General features: G+C 64.2%; 18 protein-coding genes. 10 read left to right on the top strand and 8 right to left on the bottom strand.

Going from position 1 to position 18,223, the window contains the following annotated elements:
• Positions 1-32: 32 nt before the first annotated feature.
• Together lpxD and fabZ are read left to right on the top strand one after the other, a co-directional pair.
• Entirely contained in the window at positions 33-1,100 is a 1,068-nt protein-coding gene (lpxD, locus tag JQ566_RS20505) for a UDP-3-O-(3-hydroxymyristoyl)glucosamine N-acyltransferase (RefSeq protein ID WP_212374915.1), read from the top strand.
• A complete protein-coding gene (gene fabZ, locus JQ566_RS20510) occupies positions 1,097-1,558 on the top strand; it encodes a 3-hydroxyacyl-ACP dehydratase FabZ (RefSeq protein WP_024341283.1) in 462 nt (153 codons plus the stop codon). Before lpxD ends, fabZ begins: the two co-directional genes overlap by 4 nt.
• Before the next feature lie 6 nt (positions 1,559-1,564).
• Here fabZ and JQ566_RS20515 read toward each other — a convergent pair whose 3' ends face one another.
• Entirely contained in the window at positions 1,565-1,909 is a 345-nt protein-coding gene (locus JQ566_RS20515) for a KTSC domain-containing protein (protein ID WP_212375065.1), read from the bottom strand.
• A gap of 177 nt (positions 1,910-2,086) precedes the next feature.
• On the opposite strand from JQ566_RS20515, the gene lpxA reads away from it, so the two are divergent.
• From lpxA to lpxB, 3 genes are read left to right on the top strand one after another with little or no spacing between them, the layout of a single operon-like run.
• The gene (gene lpxA / locus JQ566_RS20520) at positions 2,087-2,878 is read left to right on the top strand and encodes an acyl-ACP--UDP-N-acetylglucosamine O-acyltransferase (protein ID WP_212374917.1); all 792 of its coding nucleotides are present in this window, start codon (positions 2,087-2,089) and stop codon (positions 2,876-2,878) included.
• Positions 2,879-2,897: 19 nt separating this feature from the next.
• The gene (locus JQ566_RS20525) at positions 2,898-3,755 is read left to right on the top strand and encodes an LpxI family protein (protein WP_212375067.1); all 858 of its coding nucleotides are present in this window, start codon (positions 2,898-2,900) and stop codon (positions 3,753-3,755) included.
• A complete protein-coding gene (gene lpxB / locus JQ566_RS20530) occupies positions 3,752-4,930 on the top strand; it encodes a lipid-A-disaccharide synthase (RefSeq protein WP_212374919.1) in 1,179 nt (392 codons plus the stop codon). The genes JQ566_RS20525 and lpxB overlap by 4 nt, the downstream gene beginning before the upstream one ends.
• Before the next feature lie 187 nt (positions 4,931-5,117).
• Here the strand turns inward: lpxB and gltA are convergent, their stop codons facing one another.
• Together gltA and gltX are read right to left on the bottom strand one after the other, a co-directional pair.
• Positions 5,118-6,422, bottom strand: coding sequence for a citrate synthase (gene gltA, locus JQ566_RS20535; RefSeq protein ID WP_212374921.1), 1,305 nt, complete (start codon positions 6,420-6,422; stop codon positions 5,118-5,120).
• 146 nt (positions 6,423-6,568) lie between these two features.
• Positions 6,569-7,996 carry a glutamate--tRNA ligase gene (gltX, locus tag JQ566_RS20540; protein ID WP_212374923.1) on the bottom strand — a complete coding sequence of 476 codons (1,428 nt, stop codon included), beginning with the start codon at positions 7,994-7,996 and terminating at the stop codon, positions 6,569-6,571.
• Positions 7,997-8,152: 156 nt separating this feature from the next.
• Here gltX and JQ566_RS20545 point away from each other — a divergent pair, with 156 nt between their 5' ends.
• Together JQ566_RS20545 and JQ566_RS20550 are read left to right on the top strand one after the other, a co-directional pair.
• Positions 8,153-9,829, top strand: a complete 1,677-nt coding sequence (locus tag JQ566_RS20545) for a glutamine--tRNA ligase/YqeY domain fusion protein (RefSeq protein ID WP_212374925.1) — start codon at positions 8,153-8,155, stop codon at positions 9,827-9,829.
• An 8-nt stretch (positions 9,830-9,837) separates the two neighbouring features.
• Positions 9,838-10,224 carry an SgcJ/EcaC family oxidoreductase gene (locus JQ566_RS20550; RefSeq protein WP_212374927.1) on the top strand — a complete coding sequence of 129 codons (387 nt, stop codon included), beginning with the start codon at positions 9,838-9,840 and terminating at the stop codon, positions 10,222-10,224.
• A 141-nt stretch (positions 10,225-10,365) separates the two neighbouring features.
• On the opposite strand, the gene JQ566_RS20555 is transcribed toward JQ566_RS20550, so the two are convergent.
• From JQ566_RS20555 to JQ566_RS20565, 3 genes are read right to left on the bottom strand one after another with little or no spacing between them, the layout of a single operon-like run.
• Entirely contained in the window at positions 10,366-10,851 is a 486-nt protein-coding gene (locus tag JQ566_RS20555) for an adenosine-specific kinase (RefSeq protein WP_183238967.1), read from the bottom strand.
• Positions 10,852-10,887: 36 nt separating this feature from the next.
• The gene (locus JQ566_RS20560; protein WP_212374929.1) at positions 10,888-11,568 is read right to left on the bottom strand and encodes a phosphoribosylanthranilate isomerase; all 681 of its coding nucleotides are present in this window, start codon (positions 11,566-11,568) and stop codon (positions 10,888-10,890) included.
• A 21-nt stretch (positions 11,569-11,589) separates the two neighbouring features.
• Positions 11,590-12,594 (bottom strand): ribonuclease Z, encoded by a 1,005-nt coding sequence (locus tag JQ566_RS20565; RefSeq protein WP_212374931.1) that lies wholly within the window; start codon positions 12,592-12,594, stop codon positions 11,590-11,592.
• 52 nt (positions 12,595-12,646) lie between these two features.
• Here JQ566_RS20565 and JQ566_RS20570 point away from each other — a divergent pair, with 52 nt between their 5' ends.
• A complete protein-coding gene (locus tag JQ566_RS20570; protein WP_349643340.1) occupies positions 12,647-13,162 on the top strand; it encodes a YbhB/YbcL family Raf kinase inhibitor-like protein in 516 nt (171 codons plus the stop codon).
• Positions 13,163-13,277: 115 nt separating this feature from the next.
• Here JQ566_RS20570 and glnA read toward each other — a convergent pair whose 3' ends face one another.
• Together glnA and JQ566_RS20580 are read right to left on the bottom strand one after the other, a co-directional pair.
• A complete protein-coding gene (glnA, locus tag JQ566_RS20575) occupies positions 13,278-14,708 on the bottom strand; it encodes a type I glutamate--ammonia ligase (protein ID WP_212374932.1) in 1,431 nt (476 codons plus the stop codon).
• Positions 14,709-14,834: 126 nt separating this feature from the next.
• The gene (locus JQ566_RS20580; protein WP_212374934.1) at positions 14,835-15,017 is read right to left on the bottom strand and encodes a hypothetical protein; all 183 of its coding nucleotides are present in this window, start codon (positions 15,015-15,017) and stop codon (positions 14,835-14,837) included.
• 245 nt (positions 15,018-15,262) lie between these two features.
• Here JQ566_RS20580 and JQ566_RS20585 point away from each other — a divergent pair, with 245 nt between their 5' ends.
• Together JQ566_RS20585 and JQ566_RS20590 are read left to right on the top strand one after the other, a co-directional pair.
• Positions 15,263-15,625, top strand: a complete 363-nt coding sequence (locus JQ566_RS20585) for an SPW repeat protein (protein WP_212374936.1) — start codon at positions 15,263-15,265, stop codon at positions 15,623-15,625.
• Positions 15,626-15,935: 310 nt separating this feature from the next.
• Positions 15,936-18,215, top strand: coding sequence for a ComEC/Rec2 family competence protein (locus JQ566_RS20590; protein WP_212374938.1), 2,280 nt, complete (start codon positions 15,936-15,938; stop codon positions 18,213-18,215).
• The last annotated feature ends 8 nt before the right edge of the window (positions 18,216-18,223 follow it).

Here is an 18,223-nt window from a genome sequence, read left to right on the forward strand (position 1 = left end):
TTCATGCCGAAGCCGGACCGCGACGGGGTGGAATGGCGCAGCCGATCTTCTTCACAAAGCCGCCTGCCACAGCGTTGGCCGAGATTGCCACGCTGACCAAGGCGCAGCTGGTCGACCCCGAGAGGGGCGGCCACGTCATCACGGGCCTTGCTTCGCTCGACGAAGCGGGCCCGATGCATCTGGCATTCTTCGACAACCTCAAATATGCCGATCAGCTCAGGGCAACCAAGGCGGGTGCTTGTCTGGTCAGCCCGCGCTTCGAGGCCGAGGTGCCCGCGCATGTGGCCGTGCTGCGGGTGGCGCAGCCATTCCGCGCCTTCGTCCGGATCGCACGGGAGTGGCACGGCGACGCGCTGAGGCCGCAATCCTGGGTCAGCAATGACGGTATCGCGCCGTCGGCGATCATCGATCCCTCGGCCCGGCTCGAGGACGGCGTGGTCGTCGATCCCCTGGCCGTGATCGGCCCGGACGTCGAGATCGGCAGTGGCACCGTGGTCGGCGTCGGAGCGGTGATCGGCCCCGGCGTCAAGATCGGCCGTGACTGCAATGTCGGCGCCCGCACCGCGATCCAGTGCGCCCTGATCGGCAACAACGTGCTGATCCATCCGGGCTGCTCGATCGGCCAGGACGGCTACGGCTTCATCTTCTTCGGGCCCGAAGGCCATCTGAAGGTGCCGCAGACCGGACGGGTGCTGATCCAGAACGACGTTGAGGTCGGCGCCAACACCACGATCGACCGTGGGTCCTTGCGCGACACCGTGATCGGCGAGGGGACCAAAATCGACAATCAGGTCCAGATCGGCCACAATGTGACGATCGGCCGGCACTGCCTGCTGGCGGCCCAGATCGGCCTCGCCGGCAGCCTGACCATCGGCGACAACGTGGCGCTCGGAGCGAAGGTTGGCATCAACAATCACCTCAAGATCGGCGATGGCGCCCAGGTCACGGCGATGAGCGGGGTCAAGGACGACATCCCGCCGAACGGTCGCTGGGGTGGCTTCTTTGCCAAGCCGACCAAGCAGTGGTTCAAGGAGATCATCGCGGTGGAGCGCCTGGTACGCGACAGCAAGGCCGATCCGAAGGACGAGGGACGGGAATGACGGCGGAATCACCTGTTAAATTCGAGCTGGTGGATATCAATGCGATCCTCCAGACCCTGCCGCACCGCTTTCCGATGCTGCTGATCGACCGCGTGATCAACATCCGCGCCGACTACAGCGGCATCGGCATCAAGAACGTCACCTTCAACGAGCCGGCCTTCCAGGGGCATTTCCCCGAGCGCCCGGTCTATCCCGGCGTCATGATGATCGAGGCGATGGCGCAGACCGCGGGCGTGATCGGCATCAAGTCGGTCGAAGGCACCGAGAAGCCGCGCGCGGTCTATTTCCTCACCATCGACAAGTGCAAGTTCCGCAAGCCGGTACTGCCCGGCGACACCATCGAGTATCACATGCGCTCGCTCGGGCGACGCAAGGCGATGTGGTGGTTTCACGGCGATGCCAAGGTCAACGGCCAGGTCGTTGCGGAGGCCGACGTCGGCGCCATGCTGACGGACTGAGCGGACTCAACCCTTCTGGACCGGCTCGCGCGCCGGGCATGCGTAGCGCCCGGCGGTCGTCTCGCGCTTGATATTCCGGTTGAAGAACTGGCCCATGGACGGCGCGCCCAGCAGGCGTTCGACCGTCTCGGCCGTCACGCCGCAATAGCGGTCATAGGCGCCATTGTTCGCGACAATCAGGTCCTGCCGGGCACGATCGTAACAGACCCGCTGAAGCACCGTGCTGCGGGTGATGTCCCGGCATTCGAATGTCCCGAGATCGACGAGGCGGTGTTCGCCGGTCTCGACCGTCTCGGACACGATCGGAGCCGTCGCGAGCTGTGCGAGCAGAAGTGCCAGGGTCCTGACCACGATAACCTCAAGCTCCGCATGAACTTGTTGACGGGCGGGGAAGGCCGCCTCATCCAGCACTTGAAACAGGTCGAGATGATACGTCACTGGACAGATCGGGCATAGTCGCGCTAACCACCCGAAAACCAAGCGACTTCAATACATAACCAGACCTTCTTGACGAGTAAGATTGGCTTGATGAGCAAGATTGATCCCACCGCACGGGTCGCGGACGGCGCCGTGATCGGCGAGGGTACCGAGATCGGCCCCTATTGCATCATCGGCCCGAACGTCGTGATCGGCGCGAACTGCAAGCTGATCGGACAAGTCACCGTCATCGGCCACACCTCGCTCGGTGATGGCTGCGTGATCTCGCCGTTCGCAGTGCTCGGCGGCGCCCCGCAGGATCTCAGCTACAAGGGGGAGCCGACCCGGCTCGAGATCGGTTCTGGCTGCACCATCCGGGAAGGCGCGACGATGAACGTCGGCACGATCAAGGGTGGCGGGCTGACGCGCGTCGGCAGCGGCGGCTACTTCATGAACAACAGCCATGTCGGCCATGACTGCATGGTCGGCGACAACGTGATCTTCGCGACGTCAGCGACGCTCGGCGGTCATTGCGAGATCGGCGATGCCGTTTACATCGGCGGCCTGTCCGCGGTGCACCAGTTCACACGCATTGGCCCCTATGTCATGGTCGGAGGCGTCTGCGGCGTGCGCGACGACGTCATCCCCTATGGACTGGTCAACGGCCAATATGCGGTGCTGGAGAGTCTCAACCTGATCGGCATGAAGCGGCGCAAGTTCACCAAGCAGCGGCTCGCGACCGTGCGCGCGTTCTATCAGAAACTCTTCCACGGGCCCGGCACCTTCGCCGAGCGGCTGGAGGCGGCGCGGCCGCTGGCAGGCGAAGACCCCGCGATCGCCGAAATTCTCGACTTCATCGGCAAGGGCAAGCGCCCGCTCTGTCTTCCCGCCATCGCGAAGTGATCCTGTGATGGCCGCGGGCATGACATCGGCGGCTTCGCAAGTTTCGTCACCGGTCGGCATCGTCGCCGGCGGCGGCGCCATGCCGTTCGCGGTCGCCGAGTCGCTCGCCGCGCGCGGCATCACGCCGGTGCTGTTTCCCCTGCGCGGGGCCTGCGATCCGGCGCGGGTGGAGCAGTTCCGCCACCGCTGGATCTCGGTCGGCCAGCTCGGCCGCGCGATGCGGCTGTTTCGCCAGGAGGGCTGCCGCGACCTGATCTTCATCGGCACATTGGTGCGGCCTTCGCTGTCCGAGATCCGCTTCGACGTCAAGACGCTGCGCCTGCTCGGCAATGTCATCCGCGCCTTCCGCGGCGGCGACGATCATCTGCTGTCGGGGGTCGGCCGCATCCTCGAGCAGGACGGCTTCCGCATGGTCGGCATCAAGGATGTCGCGCCGGATCTGCTGATGCCCGAGGGCAGCATCAGCCGCGCCTGGCCCAGCGACACCAGTAAGGCCGATATCGAACGCGGCCGGGCGGTGCTGACCGCGCTCGGTCCGTTCGACATCGGCCAGGCTGCGGTCGTGATCGACGGCCATGTGGTCGCGGTCGAGGACATCGAGGGCACCGACGCGCTGCTCGCCCGCGTCGCGCGGCTGCGTGAGGAGGGCCGCATCCGCGCCGCCACGGGACGCGGCGTGCTGGTGAAGGCGCCGAAGAGCGGCCAGGATCTGCGCTTCGACCTGCCGACGATCGGCCCGCGCACGATCGAGGGCGTCGCGGCCGCCGGCCTTGCCGGCGTCGCCGTCATCGCCGGCAACACCATCGCCGCCGAGCCGCAAGCGATGATCGCGCTTGCCGACGCGAAATATCTCTTCATCATCGGCCTACCCGCGTGATGCAGGACCGCGATCCCAAGCGCAAGATATTCCTGATCGCGACGGAGGAATCCGGCGACAGGCTCGGCAGCGCCTTGATGAAGGTGCTGCGCCAGCGCCTCGGTGACGGCGTGCAGTTCGTCGGTGTCGGCGGCCGCACCATGGCGCGCGAGGGCCTTGAGTCGTTGTTTCCGATCGAGGAGCTCTCGATCGTCGGGTTTGCCGCGGTGGTGCAGCAACTGCCGAAGATCCTGCGGCTGATCCGCGAGACGGCCGACGCCGTGACCGAGGCCGCGCCCGACGCGCTCGTCATCATCGACAGCCCCGATTTCACCCACCGCGTCGCCCGCCGCGTGCGTTCGCGCAGTCCGGCGATCCCGATCGTCGACTACGTCTCGCCGCAGCTCTGGGCATGGCGGCCGGGACGGGCGCGGACCATGCTCGGCTATGTCGATCATGTGCTCGGCCTGTTGCCGTTCGAGCCGGAGGAATATCGCAAGCTCGGCGGGCCGCCATGCAGCTATGTCGGCCATCCCCTGATCGAGCAATTGGGCTCGCTGCGTCCGGGCGCGGAGGAGCAGAAGCGCCGCAACAGTGAGCCGCCGGTACTCCTGGTGCTGCCCGGCAGCCGCCGCAGCGAGATCCGGCATCACCTCGAGGTGTTCGGCGCGGCGATCGGCCGGTTGCAGGCGGAGGGGCGCGCGTTCGAGCTGATGCTGCCGACCATGCCGCATCTCGAAGCCACCATCCGCGAAGGCATCGCGAACTGGCCGGTCAAGCCGCAGATCGTGATCGGTGAGGCGGAGCGGCGGGCCGTCTTCCGTATCGCCCACGCCGCGCTGGCCAAATCCGGCACGGTGACGCTCGAGCTCGCGCTATCCGGCATTCCGATGGTGACGGCCTATCGCGTCGGTGCGATCGAGGCCTTCATCCTGCGCCGCGCGATCCGCGTCTCCTCGGTGATTCTCGCGAATCTCGTGATCGGCAAGGATGTCATTCCGGAGTATTTGCAGGAAGAGTGCACGCCGGAGAAGCTGGCACCTGCGCTCGCCGCGCTGCTGACGGATTCGCCGCTCCGCCGAGAGCAGGTCGAGGCATTCGCCAGGCTCGACCAGATCATGTCGACCGGCAACAAATCGCCGAGCGTGCTCGCCGCCGACATCGTGCTCGCGACGATGCGCCAGGGGCGGCGGTAAGAGACGAACTCGTAGGGTGGGCAAAGCGAAAGCGTGCCCACCATTTCTAGCTTGATGTTGGAGAGGTGGCGGGCACGCTACGCTTTGCCCACCCTACAAGTGCTGCGCCTTATGCACCCTACACGTCCACAAACGAAAACGGCGCCATCTTTCGATGGCGCCGTTTCGAAAGCCGTGATGGCCGAACTTACTTGCGATCGCCGATCGGCACGTAATCGCGCTTGGCGACGCCGGTGTAGAGCTGGCGCGGACGGCCGATCTTCTGATGCGGATCCTCGATCATCTCGCTCCACTGGCTGATCCAGCCGACGGTGCGGGCGACCGCGAACAGCACGGTGAACATCGAGACCGGGAAGCCCATCGCCTTCAGCGTGATGCCCGAATAGAAGTCGACGTTCGGGTAGAGCTTGCGGTCGATGAAGTACTGGTCGCTGAGCGCGATCTTCTCGAGCTCCATCGCCACGTTCAGCATCGGATCGTTGCCATGGCCGGTCTCCTTGAGAACGGCGTGACACATCTTCTGCATGATTTTGGCGCGCGGATCGTAGTTCTTGTAGACGCGGTGACCGAAGCCCATCAGGCGGACTTCAGAGTTCTTGTCCTTCACCTTGGCGATGAACTCGGGGATCTTGTCGACCGTGCCGATGTCGTAGAGCATGTTGAGCGCGGCTTCGTTGGCGCCGCCGTGCGCCGGGCCCCACAGGCAGGCGATGCCGGCCGCGATGCAGGCGAACGGGTTGGCACCCGAGGAGCCAGCGATGCGCACCGTCGAGGTCGAGGCGTTCTGCTCGTGGTCGGCGTGCAGGATGAAGATCTTTTCCAGCGCGTCGGCGAGAACCGGGCTGACCTTGTAGTCTTCGCAAGGCACTGCGAAGCACATGTTCAGGAAGTTCTCGGCGAAGCCCAGCGAGTTCTTCGGATACACGAAGGGCTGGCCGACGGTGTACTTGTAGGCCATCGCGGCCAGCGTCGGGATCTTGGCGATCATGCGCATGGAGGCAATCATGCGCTGCTTGGGATCGTTGATGTCGGTCGAGTCGTGATAGAATGCAGCAAGGGCGCCAACCGCGGCAACCATGATTGCCATCGGATGGGCATCGCGGCGGAAGCCCTGGAAGAAGCGGGCCATCTGCTCGTGCACCATCGTGTGATGGGTCACGCGATAGTCGAAATCCCTCTTTTGCGCGGCGGTCGGCAGGTTCCCGTAGAGCAGGAGATAGCAGGTCTCGAGGAAGTCACCGTGCTCGGCGAGCTGCTCGATCGGGTAGCCGCGGTATTCCAGCACGCCCGCATCGCCGTCGATATAGGTGATCTTGGACTGGCAGCTCGCGGTCGAGGTGAAGCCCGGATCGTAGGTGAACAGGCCGGACTGGCCGTACAGCTTGCCGATATCGATGACATCAGGTCCGATGCTGCCGCTGAGGATCGGGAGATCGTAATTCTTGTTTCCGACCGTCAGCGTCGCGGTCTTTGAGCTTGGTTTTGCGTCCATCAGAGGTCCCCGATGTGTGGTGAAACGGGCCGGAGCCGGAGGCCCCTAGGGAGATCATGGGGGCAGGCCGGATGTTCCAGAATGTACGGGGGAGATGGGTATATTATTGCTATGTGCGCTGCAAGATCGCCGCACGCATGGTCGACTTACGTCGTAGACTGATCTTTAAGCCGGCCCAGGCTTTCCTGGCGCCCAAGGACGTCCAAAACCTCAAATATACCAGGCGACGTCGTCCGCCCGGTGAGCGCCGCCCTGAGCGGCTGGGCGACCGCGCCGAGCTTGAGACTATTTTCCTCGGCAAAGGCGCGCAGCGCGGCCTCGGTGCTGGTGCCGCTCCACGTCTCGACTTTCTCCAGCGCGGAATGAAGCTGGCCGATCAGCTTGCGGTTCTCGGGTGTCAGCAACCCTTGCGCCTTGGGATCGAGCGTCAGGGGCCGGTCGGCGAAGATGAAATGGGCGCCATCGATCAGCTCGATCAGCGTCTTGGCGCGCTCCTTCAGCGCTGGCATGGCCTTGAGGAGTTGTGAACGTGTCGTGTCGTTTAATTTGGCCTTAATCTCGTCACGGCTCGGCACGATGTGGTCGAGCACGTCCTCGAACATCTTCACGAGCGATTGATCGTCGGCGTGGCGGATGTAGTGGCCGTTGAGGTTTTCCAGCTTGGCGAAATCGAAGCGGGCGGCGGCGCGGCCGACGCTGGCGAGGTCGAACGCCGCGATCATCTCCTCGGTCGAGAATATCTCCTGGTCGCCATGGCTCCAGCCGAGCCGGACCAGATAGTTGCGCAGCGCAGCCGGCAGGTACCCCATCGCGCGGTAGGCATCGACGCCGAGCGCGCCGTGCCGCTTGGACAGTTTCGAGCCGTCCGGGCCGTGGATCAGCGGAATGTGGGACATGCTCGGCAGCGCCCAGCCCATCGCATCGTAGATCTGCTTCTGGCGGGCGGCGTTGATCAGATGGTCGTCGCCGCGGATCACGTGGGTGACACCCATGTCGTGGTCGTCGACGACCACCGCGAGCATATAGGTCGGGTTGCCATCGCCGCGCAGCAGGACGAGGTCGTCGAGGTTCTCGTTTTGCCAGACCACGCGGCCCTGGACCTGGTCCTCGATCACGGTCTCGCCGGTCTGCGGCGCGCGCAGGCGGATGGTGGGCTTGACGTCGCTCGGAGCCGTGGCCGGGTCGCGGTCGCGCCACATGCCGTCATAGAGGCGGGTGCGGCCCTCTGCGCGCGCCTTCTCGCGCATGGCGGCGAGCTCCTCCGCCGTGGCGTAGCAGCGATAGGCCTTGCCGTCGGCGAGCAACTGCTCGGCGACCTCGCGATGGCGGGCGGCGCGGGCGAACTGGTAGATGACCTCGCCGTCCCAGCCGAGCTCGAGCCACTTCAATCCGTCGAGGATGGCGCCGATCGCCGCCTCCGTGGAGCGTTCCCGGTCGGTGTCCTCGATCCGGAGCAGCATCTTGCCGCCGTGCTTCTTCGCATAGAGCCAGTTGAACAGCGCCGTGCGGGCCCCCCCGATATGGAGGAAGCCGGTCGGCGAGGGGGCGAAGCGGGTGACGACGGAATCGGTCATTCTTGGCAGGGCCTATGCATTGGAGGCGGTGGTGTATAGCAGGACCGGAGCATAACTAAAGCCCGACGGCAGACGGCTAGAGGCCGTACTTAAGCCCTTGGCGCGGCCACGCGAATTTGGCAGAAGGACCGCTGATTTCCCTACAGGATTTTCGTAATGACAGAACCGGTGGCAGCTGAGGTTGGGCGCGATTTCATTCGTGACATCATCCAGGCCGATCTCGACCAGGGCAAGTACAAGGAGATCGTGACCCGGTTCCCGCCGGAGCCGAACGGCTATTTGCATATCGGCCACGCCAAGTCGATCGCACTCAACTTCGGCATCGCCCAGGAGTTTCCGGGCCGCTGCCATCTGCGTTTCGACGACACCAACCCGGTCAAGGAAGAGCAGGAATATATCGATTCCATCCAGGCCGACGTGCGCTGGCTCGGCTTCGACTGGGGCAAGAACTTGTTCTTCGCCTCGGACTATTTCGATCGCCTGTACGAATGGGCGGAGCAGCTGATCCGCGACGGGCTCGCCTATGTCGACGACCAGACCCAGGAGGAGATCCGCCTCTCGCGCGGCACGCTGACCGAGCCCGGCAAGAACTCGCCGTTCCGCGACCGCACGGTGGAGGAGAATCTCGACCTGTTCCGCCGCATGAAGGCCGGCGAATTCCCCAACGGGGCGCGCGTGCTGCGGGCCAGGATCGACATGGCCGCGGGCAACATCAACCTGCGCGACCCCGTGCTGTACCGCATCCTGCATGCGCACCATCCGCGCACCGGCAACGCATGGTGCATCTATCCGAGCTACGACTATGCCCACGGCCAGTCGGACGCCATCGAAGGCATCACGCATTCGATCTGCACGCTGGAGTTCGAGGACCACCGGCCGCTCTATGACTGGTTCATCGAGAAGCTGCCGGTGCCGTCAGAGCCGCACCAGTACGAGTTCGCGCGGCTGAACCTGACCTACACGCTGCTGTCCAAGCGCGTGCTGACCCAGCTGGTCCGCGACGGCCATGTCGCCGGCTGGGACGATCCGCGCATGCCGACCATGGCGGGCATGCGCCGCCGCGGCGTGCCGCCGGCCGCGCTGCGCGAATTCGTCAAGCGCATTGGCGTCGCGAAAGCCAACAGCGTGGTCGATGTCGGCATGCTCGAGTTCTGCATCCGCGAGGAGCTGAACCGCACGGCGCAGCGGCGCATGGCGGTGTTGAAGCCGCTGAAAGTCGTGATCGAGAACTATCCGGAAGGGCAGACCGAGGAGCTCGAGGCGATCAATCATCCCGACGATCCCTCGGCCGGCACGCGCAAGATCACGTTCGGGCGCGAGCTCTATATCGAGCAGGACGACTTCATGGAGAACCCGCCGAAGAAGTTCTTCCGTCTGTCGCCGGGCAACGAGGTGCGGCTGCGCTATGCCTACTTCGTCAAGTGCACCGGCGTGATCAAGAACGAGGCCGGCGAGGTGGTGGAGCTGCGCTGCACCTACGACCCCGCGACCAGGGGCGGCAACGCACCCGACGGCCGCAAGGTCAAGGCGACCATGCACTGGCTGCCGGCGGCGACTTCGAAGCCGGCGGAGATCCGCATCTACAACCAGCTGTTCGCCAATCCGAGCCCGGACGCCTCGAATTTCGCGGCCGATCTCAATCCGGACTCGCTGGAGATCCTGTCCGATGCGCGGGTCGAGGCTTCCGTCGCGGAGAGCAATTCGACCGAGCCGATGCAGTTCGAGCGCCAGGGCTACTTCGTGCGCGACAAGGACTCGACGCCGGGCAAGCCGGTATTCTCGCGCACCATCGGCCTGCGCGACACGTTTGCGAAGGAAGTCGCGAAGGCCTGAGCTAGGACATGGGCAACGAAGCCGACGCCATCGTTTCCGCCATCATCGCGAAATGGTGCGCCGGCTTCGCGAGGCTCGACGCGGCCGCGCTGTCGTCGCTGTACGCGAGGAACGCGTTCTTCCTCGGCTCCAACCCGAAACTCTATCGGGGCAGGAGCGGGGTGGCGGACTATTTCAATGGCCTGCCGCGATGGCGCCAGCCGAGCGTCGGCTTCTCCGAGGTGGCTGCGGCTCAGGTCGTGCCCGATGTGATTAACATGGCCGCGATCGCATCATTCGACCTCGACGAAGAGGCCGCGCCGCTCTCGGTCAAACTCACCTGGGTGATCGTGCGCGAAGACGGCGACTGGAAGATCGCGAGCCACCACGTGTCCTCCAGGGCTGCGCTGATCTAGAGCATGATCCGGAAAAGTGTGAAGCGGTTTTCCGAAAAGATCATGCTCAAACAAAGAGCTGAAGCGCGATGACGATTCAACCTAATCTCATCGCGCTTTAGCGCCGGAGGCGTACTTCATCGCAACCGCTTCATCCGGTCGCTACAGCTTGTAGCCGATCTTCCTCAGCAGGTCCTTCCGCCACGCAATGTCGGCGTCGGTCTCGATACCCAGCGGTGAGGCGCCATCCACGACGCCGAGCACGCCACGGCCGAGCTCGGTTTGCGCGACGATGACCTGCGTGGGGTTGGCCGTCGCGCAGTAGATGCGGCAGACCTCCGGCACCGAGCGCACGGCAGCTAGGACGTTGACCGGAAAGAAGCCGTCGCCCAGGAAGATCAGAAAAGTGTGGCCGGCGCCGATGGCCAATGCGTTGTTGCGGGCGTGGGTGAGGGCCGCTTCGTCATTGCCCGACCAGCGCACCAGCCGCTTGCCGGAGGCCTCGCAGAAGGCCAGCCCGAAGCGGATGCCCGGAACCGTGCCAACGAGCGCCTCGTGGAGGTCTTCCACGGTCTTGATGAAATGCGACTGACCGAAGATGAAGTTGGCCGCGTCCGGCTTGACGATGGGTACGACGGTGAGTTCCATGGCCGCGCTCCTCCAGGAGAGAGCTACACGATCATGTTAGGCCGACGGAAAGCGATTGTCAGCCGCCGCCCGAGCCGCTTCGTGGAACCGGCGGACTCGCTCCAGGTCCTTGGCATGCGAACCGTCCTGATCCGTCTTCGTCTTGGAGTCGACGCCGGCTGGACGGACAGTTTGGATCGCTCCTGCGACATTGTCCGGTCCGAGGCCGCCTGCGAGGACGACCGGAACACGGACGACGTCCACGATGCGGCGACTGATATTCCAATCATGCGTCACGCCGAGCGCGCCGATCTGCTTGTCCGTGGACCGATAGCTGTCGAGCAGCAGAAAGTCTGCAATGCCAACGTAGCTCTCGGCAATCGCGACGCTTTCCTCGGAGAACACCGGTATGCTTCTCATCACGACGATCCCGGGCAACATGCGTTTGAGCGAAGCAACATCTTGCGGGGAAAGCAGTTCGGCGCTGGCCCCCAAATGGACGATCGCGGGGTTGAGCTCGCGCGCCCACGACGCAATCAAGGAGAGATCGCGGGTCAGAAACAGTGCCGAGAATTTCGATGGCGGTACAATTGCCGCGCCGATCTTGGAAGCCGCCGAGATCGGCAGTTCGCGCGGAAATTGGCCGTCTCCGACGAGCACGCCGATATGGTCGACGCCAATGGCTGAAAGTGCGGACGCCTCTTCGGGGGTGGAGATTTCATAGATCTGGGTCAACATCGGGCGTAACCTCTCCCAGTCTCAGGCGCGAGATGCCTCGAACGCTGCCATCACCTCGGCCAGCATCCGCTCCCGCTCTCCCGCATAGCGCGGAGAGAAGTGAAAAGGCTCGACGCGGCGGACATTGGCTTCCCGTGCGACTTCTCCGGCAGCCGTGGTGGTAAGATGAGCCCGCTCCTTCGCTATTGCGGCGTCCGCATCCGCAAACGCCGCCTCGATGAAGAGGATGTCTGCATTCTGAATCAGCGCCACGATGGCGGCACGATTGGCCGGCGTGTCGGCAACATCGGTCACATAGGCGATTTTCTGGCCGGCAGTGACCGTCACAAGATCGCGCAGGCTTGAGAGTGGCACGAGGCGATCCGACTTGGCCGCTTCTTCGATGCGGATCAAATGATCATCCGCGCGACGCTCGACGACGGCCTTCTTTAGCGACAGCAACCAGGGACCGACGGGTAGTCCACGCTCCGACAGCCTATTCTTCCATACGTTGACATGGGCCGCCTCCTGCAGCGCAAAGGCGAGGCAGGGCGTGCCATGCTCGAGGATCGCGGCTGACACGCGATGGGTCGGTTCATCGCAGAGTACGCCCGCAGTGGTCTTGCGAGAGGCGGATGGCTCTGCCGCGAAGCCTTTCCTCAGCCGGAACCGCGTGGTGGAGATGGAATTTTCCGCTCCAAGTTCGCTGACGTCGAAAACAAGATCGCAGGAATAGTTTTCGACCAGGTTCCAGCGATAGGCCTGAAGCTTGTGGAAGACGTGCTCGGCAAAGCCGGGCGGACCGAACAGCTGCACCGATTTCTCGTGCCCGACGAGCAAACGCAGCAGATGGTCGAAGCCAACGAAATGATCGATATGCGCATGCGAGACGAAGACCTGGTCGACGCGTCGAATCCTCCGCGGCGCCAGTGAAGCAATCTCTCCAATATCGAACAGCAGACTTCGCTTCTCGAACAGCGTTTCGACATAGACCGTCGGATCGCCGTAGCGACCGTTGACCAGGCTAGGATGGAAAAGCGGTCGCATGACAACAATTCTGCTGCATCAGTTCCAAATGCATCTCCCCTCATCTTAGGGGATGGCGAAGGATTCCGCACCGGGCAGGATCGAGCTAGAATACATCAATCGGATCGAGGAGAGAGCCATGAAACTCGTTTCAAGCGCCTTCGCCGATGGTGCCGCAATTCCGCGACGGTTTACCTGTGATGGCGAAAATCTTTCGCCACCTCTGCAATGGAGCGACGCGCCGGAGGGGGCACGGAGTCTTGTCCTGCTCTGCGACGATCCCGACGCGCCCGCCGGCAAATGGCATCATTGGGCAGTCTACGACATTCCGCCGGCGGTCACGGAATTTGCGATCAACGCCGCGCAGAACGCCAGAATGAAGCAAGCCGTCAACGATTTTCGGAAGGTGGGCTATGGCGGCCCGTGTCCGCCGCATGGCCATGGGCCTCATCATTATCATTTCCGACTGCTTGCCCTCTCGATGGAGGGCCTGCCGACAAAGGCCAATGCATCCTGCAGCGACATCGAGCGAGAGGCGCGCAAGCACGTGATCGCAGAGGCGACCCTCGTCGGTTGGTATGAGAGGTAGGCGAAAGAATGCCCTAAAGCGCGATGAGATCTGGATGAATCGTCATCGCGCCTTAGGTTGCTTGTTTACGCATGATCTTTTCGGAAAACCGCTTCGCACTTTTTCGGATCATGCTTTAGATGTCGTAATACAAATGGAACTCGTAAGGATGCGGTCGCAGCCGGATCGGGTCGACCTCCTTCTTGCGCTTGTAGTCGAGCCAGGTTTGGATCACGTCGGCGGTGAAGACATCCCCGCGTAGCAAGAATGCGTGATCGCGCTCGAGCGCGTCGAGCGCCTGGTCGAGGGATCCCGGCGTGGACTTCACCTCCTTCGCCTCCGCAGTCGGGAGGTCGTAAAGATTCTTGTCGATCGGGCTGCCGGGGTCGATCCGCATTTCGATACCGTCGAGGCCGGCCATCAGCATTGCAGCAAAGGCCAGGTAGGGATTACAGGACGGATCGGGTGAACGAAACTCGACGCGCTTTGCGCGCGGATTCGGCGAATACATCGGAATCCGGCAGCAGGCGGAGCGATTGCGCTGGGAGTAGACGAGGTTGATCGGAGCTTCATAACCCGGCACCAAGCGCCGGTAGGAGTTCGTGGTGGGGGCGCAGAGCCCGCACAACGCCCAGGCGTGGCTCAAAAGCCCGCCGATATAGTAGCGCGCGAGCTGGCTCAGCTCGGCGTAGTCGCCCTTGTCGTAGAACAAATTGGTCTCGCCCTTCCAGAGCGACTGGTGAACGTGCATGCCCGAAGCGTTGTCCTCGAACAGCGGCTTCGGCATGAATGTCGCGGTCTTGCCATGCTGATGTGCGGTGTTCTTGACCACGTATTTGTAGATCATCAAATTGTCGGCCATGCGGGTCAGCGTGGTGAAGCGCATGTCGATCTCGTTCTGGCCGCCGGTCGCGACCTCATGGTGATGCGCTTCGATCTGGATCCCCAGAGATTCCATCGTCAGCACCATTTCGGTGCGTAGCGCCTGCATGCTGTCGGTCGGAGGAACGGGAAAGTATCCCTCTTTCGCGCGCGGCTTGTGGCCGAGATTCGGTGCTTCGTCCGTGCCGGTGTTCCAGCTGCCTTCGCTGGAGTCGATTGCGTGCATGGCGAAGTTGATGCCCTGTCCGTAGCGGACCTCGTCGAAGACGAAGAACTCGGCCTCCGGGCCGAAATAGCTCGTATCGGCACGCCCGGTACCCTTAAGGTAGGTTTCGGCCTTCTGGGCGATGTAGCGGGCGTCCCGGCTATAGGATTGGCCGGTCACGGGGTCGCGGATGTTGCAGATGAGAACCAGCGTCTTGGCCGGACTATAGGGGTCGACGAAGGCCGTCGTCGGATCCGGGACGACGAGCATGTCGCTTTCATGGATATCCTGGAAGCCACGGATCGATGAGCCATCGAATCCAATGCCCTCATTGAGTGCATCGGCATTCACCGCGCTCGGCGGCACGGAAAAATGTTGCCACATCCCCGGCAGGTCGGTGAACCGCAAATCGATCATCTGGACTTTCTCGTCCGTGATCGCCTTCACGAGGTCTTCGGCTGTCGTACATTTCGCAACCATGGCTTCGCTCCCAGGTCAGCGTCCCGAGATCGCGTAGCCGTTCGGCCGCAACCTCGCGGCTCGCGACGGACTGTGGTCCACGTTCGGCGTTGTCGCCGCAGTCAGGCAAGCTTTGCGCGCCGGCAGTCAGCTTTGGTGTGGCCCGCGCATCAGCTTCATCGCATCTTCGATGTGCCGCCAGGTTTTTGCCAATTCGAGCTCGCCCTTCTGCTCGAGTTCGACGGCGTTTTGAGCGGCTTCCGCAATGGCCTTCGGGCCATGGGCTTCCAGCAACTGCCGCGCGTAGTCGTGGATTTCCATTTCTCGCATGGCGTCATCTCCCTCTGCTCCGGGCGCGAACTTCCGAGGCACCGGGAACGGTCGACATTGACACCTGTCTAGCGGCGACAGTCTGCATCCGGGTGCGCCGCACTCGCAAGGGCCTCTCCAGGCATGGGGCGGTCGGGCTTGGCCGTCGGCTCCCGGACCGGCCCTCGCGGCAACACAACGCAGGCCGGACGGATGATTTTTCATCGGTACGTCCCCAGATAAGTAACAGAGGGGAGGTGAGCATTATGCGCATCCAACATTGGCAAGACGCTGCCAGCCTGGTGGTGGGTGTGTGGCTGGTCCTGTCGTCCTTTATTCTGGGTTTATCCGGGGCGGCGGTCTGGATCACCATCGCGCTTGGGCTCGGCGTCATGCTGTTTGCCGTAGAGGCCTTTGTCATCCCGTCCTACCTGGAAGAGTGGGGCGAAATGCTGCTGGGCCTGTCGCTGGTGCTGGTGCCTTGGACCATTGGCTATGACCAGGCAGCAGCCACGGCGAGCAGCGTATTGTCGGGCCTGCTGGTGATCTTGCTCGCTGGCTGGGAGCTGATGACCGATCGTGACTTCAGCGCCTGGTGGCACGATCGCTGGCATCACCCGGCCGGCTGACAAGAGCAGTCGGCCAAACTCTCCGCCGACCGCTACCGGCTGGCGGCCGGAGACGAGGCGCGACTTGAGCCCGCCGAGGACGACGCCTTGGCGTGAGGGGGATTTGAGTGACCGGGGCTGCTCCGTCCTGAGATGGAACGGTCGCCCATCGTGCCCGGCGGTCCGGCTGTCCGCCAAGGCATCGGTGGCCGTGACCATGGAAGAGGAAAAGTAGGGCGCTCCGCCGCCTGTTCCTGATCTGTACCGCTATTCGCACATCAGCACGTTCCGGTAGCCTCCGCACCCGTCGCGTATCGTAAGGTGCAGGGGAATGGCGGAGCCGGGGCGGCCAGTACGCTCCCAGGGAGTTGCCGGGACGTGGCCGGTCGGCCGCGCCGCACCGGCGGGCGGCTTTGCGCCGGCGGGTTTTGGCATTTGGCCGGCAATCGTCGAAACGCTGCGCGAATGGGCCCGCGCTGAGGCCGGGCCTGGTCGGCTGTTGCCGTGGGTGCCGGTCGCCTTCGGCGGCGGCATCGCGCTCTATTTCGCCGCCGATCATGAGCCGGTGCTGTGGGTGGTCGCCGCGACGGCGACCGTTCTCGCGCTCGGCGCCGCGCTGTTGCGGCGGAGGCGGCTGTTTGCTCCCGCGATCATGCTCGCGGCGGTCGCCGCCGGCTTTGCCATGGCGACCTGGAAGACGGCGCGCATTGCGCACACCGTTTTGGCAAAACCGCTCTATTCGGTGTCGCTGTCGGGCTTCGTCGAGACCCGCGACATCCGCGAGCGCACCGATCGCTTCGTGCTGCGCGTCAGCGCGATGGAGGCGCAGCGCAGCGACGTCAAGCTCGAGCGCGTCCGCCTCTCGGTGCGCAAGGGCACGGCGCCGGAGGTCGGCAGCTTCGTGCAATTGAAGGCGCGGCTGTTGCCGCCGATCTCGCCGGTGCGCCCCGGCAGCTATGATTTCTCGCGCGACATGTTCTTCCAGGGCATCGGTGCCTCCGGTTTCGTGATGGGCGCGATCACCGCTTCAGTGCCGCCGGATGCCGGCGGCTTGCGGCTGCGCTACGCCGCCTTCATGCAGGGCCTGCGCGATGCGATCGACGCGCGCATCCGCTCAACGCTCGAAGGCGACAATCGCGCCATTGCGACCGCGCTGCTCACAGGGCGGCGCGATGCGATCACCGCGCCCGTCAACGACGCCATGTTCGTCTCGGGGCTCGGCCATGTGCTGTCGATCTCCGGCTATCACATGGCGGTCGTCGCCGGCGTCGTGTTCTTCGCGGTGCGCGCGCTGCTGGCCTTGATCCCGGGACTGGCGGCCGGCTTTGCCATCAAGAAATGGTCGGCGGCCGCCGCGCTGGTCGCGGCTGCGTTCTACCTGCTGCTGTCGGGCGCGGAGGTCGCGACGCAAAGATCGTTCTTCATGACTGCGGTGGTGTTGATCGCCGTCATGGTCGATCGCCGCGCCATCACCTTCCGGACGCTGGCGGTGGCCGCGCTGATCGTGCTCGCGGTCGCGCCCGAGGCGCTGGTGCATCCGAGCTTTCAAATGTCCTTCGCCGCGACGCTCGGGCTGGTGGCGCTGGTGCAGATCGGCATGCCGAACCTGCTTGCATCACCCGATCATTCCGCAACGGCGCGGATCGCGCTGTGGGGCGGCCGCGAGATCGCGATGCTGTTCCTGGCTTCGTTGATCGCGGGGCTTGCGACCACGCCCTATGCCGCCTTCCACTTCCATCGCGTGACGCCATACGGCGTGCTCGCCAATCTCGGCGCGATGCCGGTGGTCTCGGCCCTGGTGATGCCGGCCGGGTTGTTGGGACTGCTCGCGGCGCCCTTCGGGCTCGACGGCGTATTCTGGGGGCTGATGGGGATCGGCATTGACTGGATGGTCGCGGTCTCGCGCTGGGTGGCGGCTCTGCCGGGCGCAGTCGGCCGCATTCCGGCGTTCGGGATCGCGCCGCTGATCGCGGCCAGCCTCGGTGTCATCGTGATGGGCCTGTTGCGCACGCCCTTGCGCTGGTCGGGTGGCCTGGTGCTGCTTGCAGCGATCCTCTGGGGGCTGTCGGTGCGGCAGCCCGATATCCTGATTGCCGGGGATGGCGCGAGCGTCGGGGTCCGGGGCGGCGATGGGCGCCTGCATGTGATCCGCGCGAGCAAGGATGGCTTTCTGCTGAGGGAGTGGTTGGCTGCCGATGCCGATCCGCGCGATGCCGGCAACGCCTCGTTGGCGAGCGGTGTGTCATGCGACGAGTCCGGCTGCGTGGCGCCGCTTGCGGACGGGCGGCTGGTCGCGCTTTCCCTGCGCATCGACGCGCTGGCCGATGATTGCAGCCGCGCCGCGTTGGTGGTAACGGCGCGGCCCGCGCCGCCCGATTGCGCGGCGATGGTGGTCGATCGGCCGCGTCTTGCCAGTCAGGGCGCGCTGGCTCTGACGCAGAGCGGAAAGGGTTTCTCGGTGCAGCCGGTGAGGGCGAGAGGCACGAGCCGCCCCTGGCTGCCGGCCGGCGCCGGCGAGGGGGATTTCGATGGCAGCCTTGCGCCGAAGACGGCCGTGTCCCGCAACCGGGACGCAACGCCATCGGAGAGCGACTTGCAGGCTGACGATTGAGGATAGAG

The organism is Bradyrhizobium sp. SZCCT0231 (assembly GCF_018130245.1).
GTDB lineage: Bacteria > Pseudomonadota > Alphaproteobacteria > Rhizobiales > Xanthobacteraceae > Bradyrhizobium > Bradyrhizobium japonicum_F.

Coding starts and splice junctions, on each gene's coding strand:
- lpxD (WP_212374915.1), top strand. CDS start 33: ATGGCGCAGCCGATCTTCTTCACAAAGCCGCCTGCCACAGCGTTGGCC.
- fabZ (WP_024341283.1), top strand. CDS start 1,097: ATGACGGCGGAATCACCTGTTAAATTCGAGCTGGTGGATATCAATGCG.
- lpxA (WP_212374917.1), top strand. CDS start 2,087: ATGAGCAAGATTGATCCCACCGCACGGGTCGCGGACGGCGCCGTGATC.
- JQ566_RS20525 (WP_212375067.1), top strand. CDS start 2,898: ATGACATCGGCGGCTTCGCAAGTTTCGTCACCGGTCGGCATCGTCGCC.
- gltA (WP_212374921.1), bottom strand. CDS start 6,422: ATGGACGCAAAACCAAGCTCAAAGACCGCGACGCTGACGGTCGGAAAC.
- gltX (WP_212374923.1), bottom strand. CDS start 7,996: ATGACCGATTCCGTCGTCACCCGCTTCGCCCCCTCGCCGACCGGCTTC.
- JQ566_RS20545 (WP_212374925.1), top strand. CDS start 8,153: ATGACAGAACCGGTGGCAGCTGAGGTTGGGCGCGATTTCATTCGTGAC.
- JQ566_RS20550 (WP_212374927.1), top strand. CDS start 9,838: ATGGGCAACGAAGCCGACGCCATCGTTTCCGCCATCATCGCGAAATGG.
- JQ566_RS20555 (WP_183238967.1), bottom strand. CDS start 10,851: ATGGAACTCACCGTCGTACCCATCGTCAAGCCGGACGCGGCCAACTTC.
- JQ566_RS20560 (WP_212374929.1), bottom strand. CDS start 11,568: ATGTTGACCCAGATCTATGAAATCTCCACCCCCGAAGAGGCGTCCGCA.
- JQ566_RS20565 (WP_212374931.1), bottom strand. CDS start 12,594: ATGCGACCGCTTTTCCATCCTAGCCTGGTCAACGGTCGCTACGGCGAT.
- JQ566_RS20570 (WP_349643340.1), top strand. CDS start 12,647: ATGGCGAAGGATTCCGCACCGGGCAGGATCGAGCTAGAATACATCAAT.
- glnA (WP_212374932.1), bottom strand. CDS start 14,708: ATGGTTGCGAAATGTACGACAGCCGAAGACCTCGTGAAGGCGATCACG.
- JQ566_RS20580 (WP_212374934.1), bottom strand. CDS start 15,017: ATGCGAGAAATGGAAATCCACGACTACGCGCGGCAGTTGCTGGAAGCC.
- JQ566_RS20585 (WP_212374936.1), top strand. CDS start 15,263: ATGCGCATCCAACATTGGCAAGACGCTGCCAGCCTGGTGGTGGGTGTG.
- JQ566_RS20590 (WP_212374938.1), top strand. CDS start 15,936: ATGGCGGAGCCGGGGCGGCCAGTACGCTCCCAGGGAGTTGCCGGGACG.